The sequence below is a fragment of the Erwinia plantamica genome (genome assembly GCF_043420595.1).
Lineage (GTDB): Bacteria > Pseudomonadota > Gammaproteobacteria > Enterobacterales > Enterobacteriaceae > Erwinia > Erwinia aeris.
Genome location: NZ_JBGCUC010000012.1, coordinates 41,760 through 58,048, shown reverse-complemented (window position 1 = coordinate 58,048; position 16,289 = coordinate 41,760). Strand labels below are relative to the sequence as shown.

The following is a 16,289-nucleotide window of genomic DNA, read 5'->3' as shown; positions in this document are numbered from 1 at the left end:
ACTGTTAAACAGGTCTGAACAATGCGGAGAAGAACATGATCAGAGTGGAAATGCTATCTACCGGCGATGAAGTGCTGCACGGGCAAATCGTGGATACCAATGCGGCCTGGCTGGCCGAACTGTTGTTTCAAGAGGGATTACCCATGACGAGCCGCCAGACCGTTGGCGACAGTATGGAAGAGCTGGTCAGCGTGCTTACCGAGCGCAGCAAGGTGGCGGATGTGCTGATCGTCAACGGCGGCCTGGGGCCGACCAGCGATGATTTAAGCGCGGTTGCGGCGGCGAAAGCGGCAGGCGTCGGGCTGGTGATGCAGGAAGAGTGGCTGGCGAAGATGGAGGCGTTTTTTGCCGGACGCGGCCGCAAAATGGCCGACAGCAACCGCAAGCAGGCGGAAATCCCGGCGGGTGCCGAGATGATCGACAATCCGATCGGCACCGCCTGCGGTTTTGCGCTTCAGCTCAACCGCTGCTGGATCTTCTTCACCCCCGGCGTGCCGTCAGAATATAAAAGAATGGTCGAGGAGCAAATTCTGCCTCGTCTTAAAGCTCGCTTCCCGGTGTCAGACCCGCCGGTATGCCTGCGGTTGACTACCTTTGGTCGCGGAGAAAGCGATCTGGCGTCAGAAATCGAACCGCTGCCGCTGCCGGAAGGCGTGGTAATGGGATACCGCGCCTCAATGCCGATTATCGAGCTGAAGCTGAATGGCCCGGCCTCTAAGCTGCCTGAGATGGAGCAGTTCTGGCAGCAGGTGCGCGAGATCGCTGGCGAAAGCACGATTTTTGAAGGTACGGAAGGGCTGCCCGCGCAGCTGTCGCGTCGCCTGCAGGAACAGACCCATCGCCTGGCGGTCAGCGAACAATTTACCGCCGGACTGGTGCAGTATCAGCTCGCCTCGGTACAGGCGCCGCTGGCGGCGGGCAACGTGCTGCCGTCACAGGATGAAAGCCTGGCTGAACTGATGCAGCGCGCGCAACGGTTAGCCGAAGCGGATAAAGCCGATCTGGCGCTGGTGGTTGGCGCAGAAAAAGAAAATCACCTCGGCTTTGCCCTCTTTACGCCGCAGGGCTGCTGGAGCCAGCGGGTAAAGTTCAGCAACAACCGGCACGGGCTGAAGGCGCGTCAGGACGTCTCTGCCATGATGGCGCTGAATATGCTGCGGCGCTGGCTGGATGGTCTGGAGGTTACGGGCGGCCACGGCTGGATTGACGTGGTGGAGACGCAGCGAGGCTAAAAAAACCGCGCCGGAGGGCGCGGTTATTCAGCGTACAACTAAAGGTGCAGGATCTCGATCTCAATATCACCTTTAGCCTTGCAGCAGCACGGCAGGATCTCTCCCGGCTGAATAAAGGCCAGCGGTTTCTCCGCATAGCTGACTTCCCCTTTTACCAGGCGCATACGACAGGAGCCGCAGTAGCCTTCACGGCACTGAAACTCCACCTGATAGTTGTGGGCTTCCAGCGTCGTCAGCAGGTTAGGGTGATCCTCAGCGCATTCCAGACGCGTGCCGCAGGCGCTGAGGGTAACGTACATCCGCATGTTACAGCTGGAAGTCGTCGAAGTCGTTTTCGCCTACTTCGGAATCGATCTGCCCAACCAGATAAGAGCTGACCTCTACTTCCTGCGGCGCAACCTGCACGTTGTCCGAAACCAGCCAGGAGTTGATCCACGGGATCGGGTTAGAGCGGGTTTTAAACGGCAGCTCCAGACCCACAGCGTTCATGCGGATATTGGTGATGTATTCGATGTACTGGCAAAGAATATCTTTGTTCAGGCCAATCATCGAGCCGTCGCGGAACAGGTATTCCGCCCACTCTTTCTCTTGCTGCGCGGCCAGCACAAACAGGTCGTAGCACTCCTGCTGGCACTCTTTAGCGATTTCCGCCATCTCCGGATCGTCTTCGCCGCTTCTCAGCAGGTTCAGCATATGCTGAGTGCCGGTCAGGTGCAGCGCTTCATCACGGGCAATCAGCTTGATGATTTTCGCGTTGCCTTCCATCAGTTCACGCTCGGCAAAAGCAAACGAGCAGGCAAAGCTGACGTAGAAGCGGATCGCTTCCAGCGCGTTCACGCTCATCAGGCAGACATAAAGCTGTTTTTTCAGCGCTCTCAGGTTAACGGTCACGGTTTTGCCGTTGACCTGATGCGTGCCTTCGCCCAGCAGATGCCAGTAGTTGGTCATCTCGATCAGATCGTCGTAGTAGCCGGAGATATCTTTGGCGCGCGACAGGATCTGCTCGTTGGTAACGATATCGTCAAATACCACCGCCGGATCGTTAACGATGTTGCGGATGATATGCGTATAAGAGCGCGAGTGGATGGTTTCAGAAAACGCCCAGGTCTCGACCCAGGTTTCCAGCTCGGGGATCGAAATCAGCGGCAGCAGCGCCACGTTCGGGCTACGTCCCTGAATGGAATCCAGCAGCGTCTGGTATTTCAGGTTGCTGATAAAGATATGCTTTTCGTGGTCCGGCAGGCCCTGGTAGTCGATGCGGTCGCGCGACACGTCCACCTCTTCCGGGCGCCAGAAAAAGGAGAGCTGCTTTTCGATCAGCTTTTCAAAAATGCCGTATTTCTGCTGGTCGTAGCGGGCGACGTTGACCGGCTGGCCGAAAAACATCGGTTCGTTCAGCTGGTCGTTTTTATTTTGCGAGAACGTGGTGTAAGCCATGACATTATCCAGTGAGGAAGGGCAGGGAAAACCCGGCCCGACGTAAAATCAGGGGGCGAAGCTCGCCCCGCTTTGGTTAAATCTTGCAGGCGCCGCTTTCACAGCCGTCATCCTGAATGGATGGCGCCAGGTCGTCCTGAGCATCTTCCGCGCCGTCGCGGGTGTTCTGGTAATAAAGCGTTTTCACGCCGAACTTATAGGCGGTCAGCAGATCTTTCAGCAGCTGTTTCATGGGCACGCGACCGTTGGCAAAGCGCGTCGGATCGTAGTTGGTGTTCGATGAAATCGCCTGGTCGATAAACTTCTGCATCAGGCCGACCAGCTGCAGATAGCCGTCGTTATTCGGCATATCCCACAGCAGCTCATACTGATCTTTCAGACGCTCATACTCCGGCACTACCTGACGCAGAATGCCGTCTTTGGAAGCCTTGATGCTGATATGGCCGCGCGGCGGCTCAATGCCGTTGGTGGCGTTGGAGATCTGCGAAGAGGTCTCTGACGGCATCAGCGCGGAAAGCGTGGAGTTGCGCAGGCCGTGCGTTTTAATCGCCTCGCGCAGCGCTTCCCAGTCCAGGTGCAGCGGCTCGTTGCTGATCGCATCCAGATCTTTCTTGTAGGTGTCGATCGGCAGAATGCCCTGCGCATAGGTGGTTTCGTTAAACCACGGGCAGGCGCCTTGCTCCTGTGCCAGCTCGTTGGAGGCCTTCAGCAGGTAGTACTGAATGGCTTCAAAGGTTTTGTGCGTCAGGTTGTTGGCGCTGCCGTCGGAATAGCGCACGCCGTGCTTCGCCAGATAGTACGCGAAGTTGATCACGCCGATACCCAGCGTACGACGGCCCATCGCGCCGCGTTTGGCGGCCGGGATTGGGTAATCCTGATAGTCCAGCAGCGCATCCAGCGCGCGCACTGCCAGCGTGGCCAGCTCCTGCAGATCGTCCAGGCTTTCAATGGCGCCAAGGTTGAACGCCGACAGCGTACAGAGCGCGATTTCGCCGTTCTCGTCGTTGACGTCCATCAGCGGTTTGGTCGGCAGCGCAATCTCCAGGCAGAGGTTGGACTGGCGCACGGGCGCGATAGCCGGATCGAACGGGCTGTGGGTGTTGCAGTGGTCAACGTTCTGAATATAGATACGGCCGGTTGAGGCGCGTTCCTGCATCATCAGTGAGAACAGGTCTACCGCTTTTACGCGCTGCTTGCGGATGCTGTCGTCCTTCTCGTATTTGGTATACAGGCGCTCAAACTCTTCCTGATCGGCAAAGAAAGCGTCATACAGGCCAGGCACGTCGGACGGGCTGAACAGGGTGATTTCTTCGCCCTTCAGCAGACGGGTGTACATCAGTTTGTTGATCTGTACGCCGTAGTCCATGTGACGCACGCGGTTGCCTTCCACGCCACGGTTGTTTTTCAGCACCAGCAGGCTTTCTACTTCCAGATGCCACATTGGGTAGAACAGCGTCGCTGCACCGCCGCGCACGCCGCCCTGCGAGCAGGATTTCACCGCCGTCTGGAAATGCTTGTAGAAAGGAATACAGCCGGTGTGGAAGGCTTCGCCGCCACGGATCGGGCTGCCCAGCGCGCGGATGCGGCCAGCGTTGATGCCGATACCGGCGCGCTGGGAAACATATTTCACGATGGCGCTGGAGGTGGCGTTAATCGAATCCAGGCTGTCGCCGCACTCGATCAGCACGCAGGAGCTGAACTGGCGGGTTGGGGTGCGCACGCCGGACATAATCGGCGTCGGCAGGGAAATCTTAAAGGTAGAAATCGCGTCGTAGAAACGTTTTACGTAATCCAGACGTGTCTCACGTGGATAGCCGGAGAACAGGCAGGCCGCCACCAGAATATAGAGGAACTGCGCGCTTTCGTAGATATCGCCGCTCACGCGGTTCTGCACCAGATATTTGCCTTCCAGCTGCTTAACGGCGGCATAGGAGAAGTTCATATCGCGCCAGTGGTCGATAAAGCCGTCCATCTGCTCGAACTCTTCCACGCTGTAGTCTTCCAGCAGGTGGCGATCGTATTTACCCAGATCGACCATGCGCTTCACCTGATCGTAAAGTTTCGGCGGCTCAAACTGGCCGTAGGCTTTTTTACGCAGGTGGAAGATAGCCAGGCGCGCGGCCATGTACTGATAGTCCGGCGCATCGCGGGAGATCAGGTCGGCAGCAGACTTGATGATCGTCTCGTGGATGTCGGAGGTCTTGATGCCTTCGTAAAACTGGATATGGGAACGCAGTTCAACCTGAGAGACGGAAACGTTTTGCAGACCTTCTGCAGCCCAGTCAAGCACGCGGTGGATTTTATCCAGATTGATGCGTTCGGTGCGGCCATCGCGTTTAGTGACAAGCAGGCTCTGATTCATGTGGCGTTTTTATCCTGTCCGTGAGATCGAAAATATCCCCCGTTTATACACAGACTGCTCACGTGTGAGTAACTCTGTGGATAAACACTATATATAGGGGGTGGATGAAGTATTGATAACAATATGGTGGTTATTTTAGTAATTTCTGCGATCTTAACAAGCCTTGACGCAGCGGCAATTTTACTGATCGCGGGCTGGCCGTTTTCCTAAGTCCGCGTTTCTCAAGGCCCTGGGTCCATGTCAACAGGGCGAGAAATTTTTTCTTATTTTTCCTGAATGCGGGATCTTTGCGCACCCTTGATCCGCCGCCTTTTTTTTTGGCCAAAAAGTATACTTCAGATGCTGAAAATATCCTGACGAATGGCGAAAAAAGCGACGCAGGCACGAAATAAAATTTACGCCGAAGCTAATAAGAAATTCCTGCAAAGGCAGAAGGACAAAAAGTGCGGTGCGAGAAGGGAAGTGCAGCCAAAGCGGAGGCAGGAAAAAATTTCCCTTAAGAAACAGCGTCCTTAAGGGAAGAGGCGTTATTCCGCAGGGCGGTGCGTATGCACCATATAGTTAACGTCGACGCCCGGCGCCAGCTTGAACTTGTTGGTCAGCGGATTGTAATGCAGGCCAATCATATGACGCTCGCGCAGCGAGGTTTCATCAACCCAGTTCAACAGCTCGCCGGGGCGGATAAACTTTTTAATATCGTGCGTACCGCGCGGCACCATGCGCAGCACATACTCCGCACCGATCACCGCCATCAGCCAGGATTTGCTGTTGCGGTTAAGGGTGGAAAAGAACACTTCGCCGCCGGGCTTAACCAGCTTCGCGCAGGCGTGCACCACCGAGCGCGGATCCGGCACGTGCTCCAGCATCTCCATACAGGTCACCACGTCGTACTGACCGGCGAACTGCTCCGCATGCTCTTCAACGGTTTGCTGTACGTAGTCGACCTTCACGCCGCTTTCCAGCGCATGGAGACGGGCGATCTCCAGCGGTTCCGCGCCCATATCCAGGCCGGTCACTTCGGCGCCTTCACGCGCCATGCTTTCCGCCAGGATGCCGCCGCCGCAGCCGACGTCCAGCACCTTTTTGCCAAACAGGCCGTCGCTGTGCTGAGCGATATAACCCAGGCGCAGCGGGTTAATGCGGTGCAGCGGTTTAAACTCGCCTTCCAGATCCCACCAGCGCGACGCGACCGCCTCGAACTTGGCAATTTCCTGATGATCCACGTTAGCCGTGGCGCTGTTTTGCTCTGCCTTCATTGTTTCTTACTCCCTGGAAGTTTGGCTTCAGTATACATCTTTCCGCAGGCGAACGGCCGACAGGATAAAAGCGCGCGATTAAAGCGGGCGGAACGACGCTTTCCGTTCACCATAGTGCCTAAAGGTGATATACTTTCGCACCTTTAAATCCGGGTATAATTTAGAAGGAAAGCGCCTCCATGAGTGACCTGGCCAGAGAAATCACACCGGTCAATATCGAAGAAGAGCTAAAGAACTCTTACCTTGATTATGCCATGTCGGTCATCGTTGGCCGTGCATTGCCAGACGTCCGCGATGGCCTGAAGCCAGTACACCGTCGCGTGCTCTATGCCATGAACGTGCTGGGCAATGACTGGAACAAACCTTATAAAAAGTCAGCCCGTGTTGTCGGCGACGTTATTGGTAAATATCACCCGCATGGCGATACCGCCGTGTATGACACTATCGTGCGTATGGCGCAGCCTTTCTCGCTGCGCTACATGCTGGTAGACGGCCAGGGCAACTTCGGTTCCGTTGACGGCGACTCCGCTGCGGCAATGCGTTATACCGAAGTGCGCATGTCTAAAATCGCTCACGAGCTGCTGGCGGATCTGGAAAAAGAAACCGTCGACTACGTGCCGAACTATGACGGCACCGAGCAGATCCCGGAAGTCATGCCGACCAAGATCCCGAACCTGCTGGTTAACGGTTCTTCGGGCATCGCCGTGGGCATGGCGACCAACATTCCGCCGCACAACCTGACGGAAGTGATCAACGGCTGTCTGGCCTATATCGAAGATGAGAACATCAGCATTGAAGGGCTGATGGAACACATTCCGGGGCCGGACTTCCCGACCGCCGCCATCATCAACGGCCGTCGCGGCATTGAAGAAGCCTATCGTACCGGGCGCGGCAAAATCTATATCCGCGCGCGTGGCGAAGTGGAAGTGGACGCTAAAACCGGCCGCGAAACCATCATCATCCACGAAATTCCCTATCAGGTGAACAAAGCGCGCCTGATCGAGAAAATGGCGGAGCTGGTGAAAGAGAAACGTCTGGAAGGGATCAGCGCGCTGCGCGATGAGTCCGATAAAGACGGGATGCGCATCGTGGTGGAAGTGAAGCGCGATGCGGTAGGCGAAGTGGTGCTGAACAACCTCTACTCGCTGACCCAGCTGCAAACCTCTTTCGGCATCAACATGGTGGCGCTGCATCAGGGCCAGCCGAAGATCATGCCGCTGAAGGATATTCTGGAAGCCTTTGTTCGCCACCGCCGTGAAGTGGTGACGCGCCGGACTATCTTTGAACTGCGCAAGGCTCGCGATCGCGCGCATATCCTTGAAGCGCTGGCGATCGCGCTGGCCAACATCGATCCTATTATCGAGCTAATCCGCCACGCGCCAACGCCAGCGGAAGCGAAAGCGGGTCTGGTGGCGCGTCCGTGGGAGCTGGGCAACGTTTCCGCCATGCTGGAACGCGCGGGCGACAACGCGGCGCGTCCGGAGTGGCTGGAAGAAGAGTACGGCATTCGCGACGGCCAGTATTACCTGACCGAACAGCAGGCCCAGGCGATCCTGGATCTGCGTCTGCAGAAGCTGACCGGCCTGGAGCACGAAAAGCTGCTGGACGAGTACAAAGAGCTGCTGGAGCAAATTGCCGAGCTGATCCGCATTCTGGAAAGCGCAGAGCGCCTGATGGAAGTGATCCGCGAAGAGCTGGAGCTGGTGCGTGACCAGTTTGGCGACAAACGCCGCACGGAAATCACCGCCAACAGCGCCGATATTAATATTGAAGATCTGATCAACCAGGAAGATGTGGTCGTGACCCTGTCGCATCAGGGCTACGTGAAATATCAGCCGCTGACGGATTACGAAGCGCAGCGTCGCGGCGGCAAAGGCAAGTCGGCAGCACGCATCAAGGAAGAAGACTTTATCGACCGCCTGCTGGTGGCCAACACCCACGATACGATCCTCTGCTTCTCCAGCCGTGGTCGTCTCTACTGGATGAAGGTCTATCAGCTGCCGGAAGCGAGCCGTGGCGCGCGTGGACGTCCTATCGTCAACCTGCTGCCGCTGGAAGCGAACGAGCGCATCACCGCAATTCTGCCGGTGCGTGAATACGCGGAAGGCTGGAACATCTTTATGGCGACCGCCAGCGGCACCGTGAAGAAAACCGCGCTGACCGAGTTCAGCCGTCCACGCAGCGCCGGCATTATCGCCGTCAACCTGCGCGAAGACGATGAGCTGATTGGCGTGGCGCTGACCAACGGCAACGATGAAGCGATGCTCTTCTCTGCGGCGGGTAAAGTGGTGCGCTTCGCCGAGAACGCGGTGCGCGCGATGGGCCGTACCGCATCGGGCGTGCGCGGCATTAAGCTGGCGGAAGGCGATCGTGTGGTCTCGCTGATCGTGCCGCGTGATGACGGCGCTATCCTGACGGTGACGCAGAACGGCTACGGTAAGCGTACCGCCAACAGCGAGTACCCGACCAAGTCTCGTGCGACCCAGGGCGTTATCTCGATCAAGGTCACCGAGCGCAACGGGCCGGTTATCGGCGCGGTGCAGGTGGTCGACAGCGATCAGATCATGATGATCACCGATGCCGGTACGCTGGTGCGTACCCGCGTGTCTGAGGTCAGCGTGGTTGGCCGTAACACCCAGGGCGTTATTCTGATCCGTACTGCGGAAGATGAAAACGTGGTGGGCCTACAGCGCGTGGCCGAGCCGGTTGCCGAAGAAGAGCTGGATGCTATCGACGGCAGCGTGGCCGAAGGCGACGAGGACATCGCGCCGGAAGTGATGGAAGACGACGCGCCGGAAGGCGACGAAGAAGAGTAATTTCTTCCGCTTAAGGTGCCAGAGGCCGGTTCAGTGAACCGGCCTTTTTTTATGCGCCGAAGAAAATGCGGAAGACGCTACGCAGGATTGGCGTCCGAAACGGACAGCGGCGAAGAGGATTGCTATACACGCAGGGCGAACTACGGAGGGTTGCCATGCAAATCAAAGCCGAACGTTATTTTTCTCCGCTGACGGGCAGGGGAGAATGTTATCTGGTCAGCGTAATTAAGCGGGACGGAAGAAACCGGGAATACATTGTTGAGATCAATCCATTACACAGGGCAATGTACTTTCTTTTTACTGGAAACTGGCCGCATGATTATGTTGAAAATTTCGCCTGGATAGTAAGCTTTTATCCGCATGATGCGCTATTGTTGCCAGGCAAAGAGGGACGTTTTAAGCCTGACGGCGGCATGAACTTTACGCGTAGCGAGCTGGAGAAGTTTATGGTGCAGGGAATTGGGGCCGCCATAGAGGATTTTTCGCAACGGCATCGGCCGATGATGCTGGTAGCGGTGGCGATCCGGAAAAAGCTGGGCAGGTTGTATCATCGTCTTCTTATCCGGCACGCAGAGGCGGCCGGTTATCTTTATCATCAGACATATGTGCAGGAGGCTATTTATGTTATCGAGAAAAAATCAAAAAGCGCAAAGCCAGAGCGCGCGCCGACCTTCCAGAGAGGAGATTATTGCGCTATCGCTGGGTTGTATGAATGAATCTGCCGAGAAACTGGCCGCGCTGGCGCAAAAAAGCGACGTTTTTGCGGCCTGTCGCCGTTCCGCTGACGGTTATCCAGAAAAGTCTTAAGTAAGCGCGGCGTTTTACGCAGAAAACAGCGCGTTGAGCGTACGGGTAACTGGCTTTTTAACGGCTCTGGCGGTACTGTAGCGGGATCGTATTTGTCATCCCGACCAGCCGCCACTGTAGGTTCCGTTTGAAATATTTAGTCTCGTTCAGAACAACGTTAAGGATCTCTCGCTATCTGTTCCGGGCGCTGGCGCTGATGCTCTGGACGCTCGGTGCGCTGCTCACCACCTTTTATATTATTAACGTGCTGCACGAGAAAGAGGCGCAGGTACGGCAGGAGTTCAACGCCAGCTTTGAGCAGGCGCAGTGGTATATTCGCCATTCTACAGACGTTACGCGAGAACTGAAATATATCGCCGAGAACCGGCTGAACGCGTCCGCCAATGGCCTTGACGTGCTCAACGGCGTTTTTCCCGGCAAAACGGCGCTGCCACAGTTCTATCCGCTCTATTCCGACTCTGACTGTAGCGCCATGAGCGATGTCTGGCGCAATTCGCTGGAGTCGCTGAGCTATTTCCTGCACTACTGGAAAGCCAATTTCGCTTCCGCCTATGAGCTGAACAGGGTGTTCTTTATTGGCGGTGAAAGCCTGTGCCTGGCAGACTTTGGCGTCGGCAACGCCTCCGCCGACCGCGAGCGCGCGCTGAAAGCGCTGCACGAACGCATCCTGAAATACCGCAGCGGCAATGATGAAGAGCGCAAAAACAGCTTCTTCTGGATCGCGCCGGCCAGCCAGCCCGGTACGGGCTACTACTATATGGTGACGCCGGTGTATGTCGCCAGCAAAATGGCGGCGCTGCTGGGCATTGAGCAAACCATCCGCCTGGATGATTTTGTGGTGCCGGGCAGCTTCCCGGTCAACGCTATGCTGTTGGATGCAGACAATCAGCGCGTGCTGACCTCTTCCCGGCCCGGCAGCCGGGTATCGCTGGACGATCTGCCCGACGACAGTACCTGGTTCGGCTATATCAACGGCTACAAACAGCTGGTGCTGAAAAAAACGCTGACGCCGTCTTCGCTGACCATGGTCTATTCGGTGCAGACCAACGAGATGGTCGAAAAGCTGAAAATGCTGATCATCAATGCCATCCTGCTGAACGTCATCAGCGCCATTATTCTGTTTACGCTGGCCTGGCTGTTTGAGCGGCGCATGTTTTTGCCCGCCGAAGATAATGCCCATCGCCTGGAAGAGCACGAGCAGTTTAACCGTAAAATCGTCGCCTCTGCTCCGGTCGGCATTTGCATCCTGCGCACCAGCGACGGCACCAATATCCTCAGCAACGAGCTGGCGCATAACTACCTCAGTATGCTGACGCAGGAAGACAGGCAGCGCCTGACCGAAATTATTTGCGGCCAGCAGGTTAACTTTGTCGACGTGCTGACCGGTAGCAATACCAATTTGCAAATCAGCTTTGTGCATTCGCGCTATCGCAACGAAAACGTGGCGATTTGCGTGCTGGTGGACGTCAGCGCACGCGTGAAAATGGAAGAGTCGCTACAGGAAATGGCGCAGGCTGCCGAGCAGGCCAGCCAGTCGAAATCCATGTTTCTGGCCACGGTCAGCCACGAGCTGCGCACGCCGCTGTACGGCATTATCGGCAACCTGGATCTGCTGCAAACCCGCGCGCTGCCTAAAGGCGTAGAGTCGCTGGTCACGGCGATGAATAACTCCTCCAGCCTGCTGCTGAAAATCATCAGCGATATTCTCGACTTCTCTAAAATTGAGTCCGAGCAGCTGCGTATTGAACCACGGGAATTCGCGCCGCGCGAGGTGATCACCCATATCGCCTCTAACTATCTGGCGATGGTGGTGAAAAAACGCCTGACGCTCTGGTGCTTTATCGACAGCGACGTGCCGGTCACGCTGGACGGCGATCCGATCCGCCTTCAGCAGGTCATCTCTAACCTGTTGAACAACGCAATTAAGTTTACCCACACCGGCGGCATTATTTTGCAGGCCTACGTTAAAGACGGCTATCTGGCTTTCCGCGTGCGTGATACCGGCGTGGGCATACCGGCCAAAGAGATCACCCGCCTGTTCGATCCGTTCTTTCAGGTCGGCACCGGCGTGCAGCGTAATTTCCAGGGCACCGGCCTGGGGCTGGCTATCTGTGAAAAGCTGATCAATATGATGGACGGTGATATTGAGGTCGATTCCGAACCGGGAATGGGCAGCCAGTTTATCGTGCGCATTCCGCTTTATAACAGCAAGGTGAAAACCCCGCAGCGGCACGAAGGCCTGGAAGGCAAAACCTGCTGGCTGGAACTGCGTAACGAGGCGCTGGCCGCTTTCCTGGAAAAATTGCTCGACGGGCACGGCCTGAAGGTGCAGCGCCTGCATGAGCTAAGCCGCTGCGAGCCGGATGACGTGATCGTGACCGATTACGACTTCCAGAGTCAGCAGGTACACCGGGCGACTATCCGCTTTGACGGCAGCCATAACGATGGCCCGCAGGAGCTGTCGCCGGGGCGTTGGGTTTACGGCACCACCACGCCGCACGAGCTGCCCGCGCTGTTGGGACGCATCTATCGTGTTGAAGTAGAGATGCCGGACGCTTCGTCAGAGCTGCCGGAAACGGACGAGAAAAGCGTCACCAACGAAGATATTCTTATCCTGGTGGTGGACGATCATCCTATCAACCGCATGCTGCTGTCCGATCAGCTTGGCTCGCTGGGCTATCGGGTGAAAACGGCGCAGGATGGCGTGGATGCGCTCAACGTGCTGAGCCGCAACGAGATTGATATCGTCCTGACCGACGTCAACATGCCGAATATGGACGGTTACCGTCTGACGCAGCGCCTGCGGCAGCTGGGCCTGACCTTCCCGGTGGTCGGCGTCACCGCCAACGCGCTGGCGGAAGAAAAACAGCGCTGTATGGAAGCGGGTATGGATAACTGTCTGTCGAAGCCGGTTACGCTGGACACGCTACAGCAGACGCTGGCGTTTTACGCGGATCGGGTCAGGAAAAGCCGGGAAGGGTAACGCGGACGATAAAAAAAGCCTGGCGGGAGCCAGGCTCAGGATAAGCCCTGGGGGTTTAGTCTTTATCCACCGGCATGGTGCTGACGGATGAAAGATAGTTCAGCAGCGCGATATCGTTATCCACGCCCAGCTTCATCATCGCCGACTTCTTCTGGCTACTGATGGTTTTGATGCTGCGGTTCAGCTTCTTGGCGATTTCGGTTACCAGGAAACCTTCCGCAAACAGGCGCAGCACTTCGCTCTCTTTAGGGGACAGGCGCTTGTCGCCATAGCCGCCCGCGCTGATTTTCTCCAGCAGTTTAGCCACGCTTTCCGGCGTATACTTCTTGCCTTTTTGCAGTGCGGCCAGCGCTTTAGGCAGGTCGGTTGGCGCGCCCTGTTTCAGCACGATCCCTTCAATGTCCAGGTCCAGCACGGCGCTGAGGATGGCCGGGTTGTTGTTCATGGTCAGAACGATGATCGACAGGTCCGGATAGTGACGCTTGATATACTTAATCAGCGTAATACCGTCGCCATATTTTTCACCAGGCATCGACAGATCGGTGATCAGGACGTTGGCGTCAAGCTTGGAAAGGCTGTTGATTAATGCTGTGGAATCTTCGAACTCACCGACAACATTGACCCATTCAATCTGTTCAAGTGACTTGCGAATGCCGAACAGAACAATAGGATGGTCATCGGCAATAATTACGTTCAGGTTGTTCATATTATTGGTTACCTTGCTGCAGCAGTTCGTTGACGTAGCGGTCAATTTCACTGGTGGTATTTTTAATGTTTGAATTGTCACACTCGGTTATGTGCTGTTCTAACGTTTCACAAAGCTGCTTGCCCGGTGTCAAATTAAGCATGGCAAACACACCCTTCAGGCGATGCGCAGTCTGAGCAAGCGAACTCAAGTCCCTTTCTGCTGCCTCATTATACAATCTCTTTACATCATCTGGTACTGTCTCAACAAACAGCTGGAAATAGCCTGGCGCGAACAGCTGCGCAGGCGTCTCCTCTTCTTCGGTCTCATCCAGGGCCAGCTGAAGCTCAATAAGCTGCAGTAACGCATCCTGCATAGCGCTGCTGATATTGAAATTCACCCTGAAGCGATCGCGGGAAAGCGCGGTGTAGCCCGCTTCATCATCCGTCAGCAGCAGCGACCAGGCCGTCAGGCTGGCCGGGTCGTCCGTGACCAGCACATCGTGATCCTGTCCGGAAAAGCGCTCGTCCGGCGTAATACAGCTGGCGCCCCAGTTTTCTAACTGGTGCACCACAATTTTTCTGACCTCATCCACGTTGATATCAATTAACGCGGTCAGACCTTCCAGCAGCTTCTCTTCCTGAGCCTGCTGGTGTTCCTGCGGCGCATGAACCTGGATGCTGTAACGGGTGCCGATATCGGGACGCGCGACAATTTCAAGATGCCCGCCAAGCTGTTTGCACAGCTGCTTACAAAGGAAAAACGCCAGCCCCGAAGCCTGACCAAAACGGTCAAAGCTGGTTTCGCCGAGGAAAGGAAAATCGGTGTTGCCCATCTCGTCCACCGTCAGTCCGGCGCCGGTATCCACCATTTCAATCGCCAGCCTGTCCGGCCGATCGGCAGGATGGCTGACCTCAATAGAGATGCGGCCCCAGCTGGTGCTGGTAATGGAATAGTGCAGCAGAGTGGTCAGGATTTTGTAAATAGCGCGCCGATCGCCAAAACGGTTCTCGTCGCTGTTCAGACGGTTGCTGACCACCAGCTTCAGCCCCTTACGCCGCAGCGAGGGCAGGGCCTCGGTCACCAGCTCATCAAGCACGCTTTGCAGGTTAAAGGCTTCGGCGTCCGGCGCCCAGTCGTGCGTTTCCAGACGATTTAACAGCACGATATCATCCACCAGCCGACGCAGCGCCTGCGCTTCCTGCAGCGCGTCTTCCAGCTGCTCGCCAGGCTGCGCGGATTCGATAGCCTGCAAATGGCCGATCACATCGCCCAGCGGCCGGTTCAGCGCGTGTCCCAGATTCTGCAACAGCTGCTGACGCGTCTGGTGGCTTTTATCCAGCACCTGCTGCGCTTTTTGCAGCTTTTTATTCACCAACAGCTCGCGATCCTGATCGCGCATCATAAACAGCTGGGTGCTGGCCGCCAGCATACTGCGCGCATGGCGGATCTCATAAACTTCGTTGTTGACGGTAGCCTGCAACACGCCCTGATGCTGATCGGACATATTGATGATCTTTTGCAGATTGAGATGCGGCAGCAGGTGCTCGGCGATTTTGTTGCTGATAATCGTGCGGTTGCTGGCAAAGTCATACACCAGCAGGCCAACCGGCAGGCTGGCCACAATCTCTTCGTTGAGGATGCGCAGCGACTCCAGTTCGGCGCTCTGGTTTTCGCTTGGGCGCAGCGACTGCTGGCGCAGCAGCAGCAGACCGGCCAGCGAAAGCAGCAGCAGCACAAAATTCGCCAGCAGCGGCCACATCAGGTTACGCAGCGTGTCGGCGATCAGGCCGAGGATCGGCACGCGATAAACCAGCTGCAACGGCGTGCTGGTCAGCGAGGCGGCGATTTCTACATTGGGATTCAGCAGCGTGACTTTAGTGCTGTGCGTACTGTCTTCATTCACGCTGGCGCTGCTGCCGGTACCGGCCATATCCTGCTTCAGCTGGAAATTTTCCAGCGGCATATTCAGTGGGATCAGATCGTTAATCGGCAAATCGAAGGCGACCACGGTGGCCAGGTGGCCCGGCTGGTTAAAGGTGGTGCGCACGGTAAAATAGTGGTCATTCTGCCAGGTAAAGCGGCGCAGCGGCGAGAAGCTTTCCCGCTCGTCCAGCGCGTTGGCCTGCTGGAGCATCTCCGCGCGGCGCGCATCGACAATAGTGCTGATGGCGCTCTCTTTATAACGCGTCGCCATATCTTTTAACGGCAGCGTCGAAATTAAAATCAGGCTGTTATCCTGCCCGTTGAGAAAATACATTGACCAGGTGCTGTTTTCGGCGCCCCATAGCGTATCCAGATAGTTAGACATACGCAGCGTCATATCCAGCGTGCTGCTGTCGTGCGAGCCAAAAATCAGCGCTTCGGTTTTACGGCGGGTTTTCTCAAGATAATAGACATCGGGACGCAGGCGGGTTTCCTGCAGGCTGTTCGGCGGCGAGCCTGCGGCATTGGCCGCAAGATTTTCATAAATCTGCCAGGTAGCGAACCGGTAGGTGTCGATACGCTTCTGCATAACGTGAGCGATATCCGCCATCGCATAGCGTTTATCGGTCAGCCAGGCGTTAACGGCGTTGTGGATCATAAATCCGGATGCCAACAGCAGTACCAGGATAAACATCACGAAAAACCGGGTGACGTTACCGGAAGTCAGTGGAAATTTGTAGGGCATCATAGCCGTGGAACCCCAGTTAACGAGCCATCAGTCAGGC

The 16,289-nt window shown here is 56.3% G+C and carries 10 protein-coding genes; 4 read left to right on the top strand and 6 right to left on the bottom strand.

The genetic code is table 11. From position 1 onward, the window contains the following. Positions 1-35: 35 nt before the first annotated feature. Positions 36-1,232 (top strand): nicotinamide mononucleotide deamidase-related protein YfaY, encoded by a 1,197-nt coding sequence (locus AB3U87_RS13950; RefSeq protein ID WP_301251916.1) that lies wholly within the window; start codon positions 36-38, stop codon positions 1,230-1,232. A 38-nt stretch (positions 1,233-1,270) separates the two neighbouring features. Here AB3U87_RS13950 and yfaE read toward each other — a convergent pair whose 3' ends face one another. The 4 genes from yfaE to ubiG form a co-directional block, all read right to left on the bottom strand. Further along, a complete protein-coding gene (gene yfaE / locus AB3U87_RS13945) occupies positions 1,271-1,531 on the bottom strand; it encodes a class I ribonucleotide reductase maintenance protein YfaE (protein ID WP_199746382.1) in 261 nt (86 codons plus the stop codon). Between the two features lie 7 nt (positions 1,532-1,538). Next, complete coding sequence (nrdB, locus tag AB3U87_RS13940) at positions 1,539-2,669, bottom strand: class Ia ribonucleoside-diphosphate reductase subunit beta (RefSeq protein ID WP_253459825.1); 1,131 nt, start codon at positions 2,667-2,669, stop codon at positions 1,539-1,541. A 76-nt stretch (positions 2,670-2,745) separates the two neighbouring features. After that, positions 2,746-5,031, bottom strand: coding sequence for a class 1a ribonucleoside-diphosphate reductase subunit alpha (gene nrdA, locus AB3U87_RS13935; protein WP_253459827.1), 2,286 nt, complete (start codon positions 5,029-5,031; stop codon positions 2,746-2,748). 527 nt (positions 5,032-5,558) lie between these two features. Then, positions 5,559-6,287: a bifunctional 2-polyprenyl-6-hydroxyphenol methylase/3-demethylubiquinol 3-O-methyltransferase UbiG gene (ubiG, locus tag AB3U87_RS13930; RefSeq protein WP_125288228.1), complete on the bottom strand. Its 729-nt coding sequence runs from the start codon at positions 6,285-6,287 to the stop codon at positions 5,559-5,561. 179 nt (positions 6,288-6,466) lie between these two features. On the opposite strand from ubiG, the gene gyrA reads away from it, so the two are divergent. From gyrA to rcsC, 3 genes are all read left to right on the top strand, one after another. Further along, positions 6,467-9,103, top strand: coding sequence for a DNA topoisomerase (ATP-hydrolyzing) subunit A (gene gyrA, locus AB3U87_RS13925; protein ID WP_253459830.1), 2,637 nt, complete (start codon positions 6,467-6,469; stop codon positions 9,101-9,103). Positions 9,104-9,258: 155 nt separating this feature from the next. Continuing rightward, positions 9,259-9,819 (top strand): hypothetical protein, encoded by a 561-nt coding sequence (locus AB3U87_RS13920; RefSeq protein WP_394149419.1) that lies wholly within the window; start codon positions 9,259-9,261, stop codon positions 9,817-9,819. A 218-nt stretch (positions 9,820-10,037) separates the two neighbouring features. Further along, positions 10,038-12,893 carry a two-component system sensor histidine kinase RcsC gene (gene rcsC, locus AB3U87_RS13915; RefSeq protein WP_301730496.1) on the top strand — a complete coding sequence of 952 codons (2,856 nt, stop codon included), beginning with the start codon at positions 10,038-10,040 and terminating at the stop codon, positions 12,891-12,893. A 55-nt stretch (positions 12,894-12,948) separates the two neighbouring features. Here rcsC and rcsB read toward each other — a convergent pair whose 3' ends face one another. Both rcsB and rcsD read right to left on the bottom strand, forming a co-directional pair. Continuing rightward, complete coding sequence (gene rcsB / locus AB3U87_RS13910) at positions 12,949-13,599, bottom strand: response regulator transcription factor RcsB (RefSeq protein WP_034938033.1); 651 nt, start codon at positions 13,597-13,599, stop codon at positions 12,949-12,951. Position 13,600: 1 nt separating this feature from the next. Next, positions 13,601-16,252, bottom strand: a complete 2,652-nt coding sequence (gene rcsD, locus AB3U87_RS13905) for a phosphotransferase RcsD (RefSeq protein WP_394149417.1) — start codon at positions 16,250-16,252, stop codon at positions 13,601-13,603. Positions 16,253-16,289 lie beyond the last annotated feature (37 nt).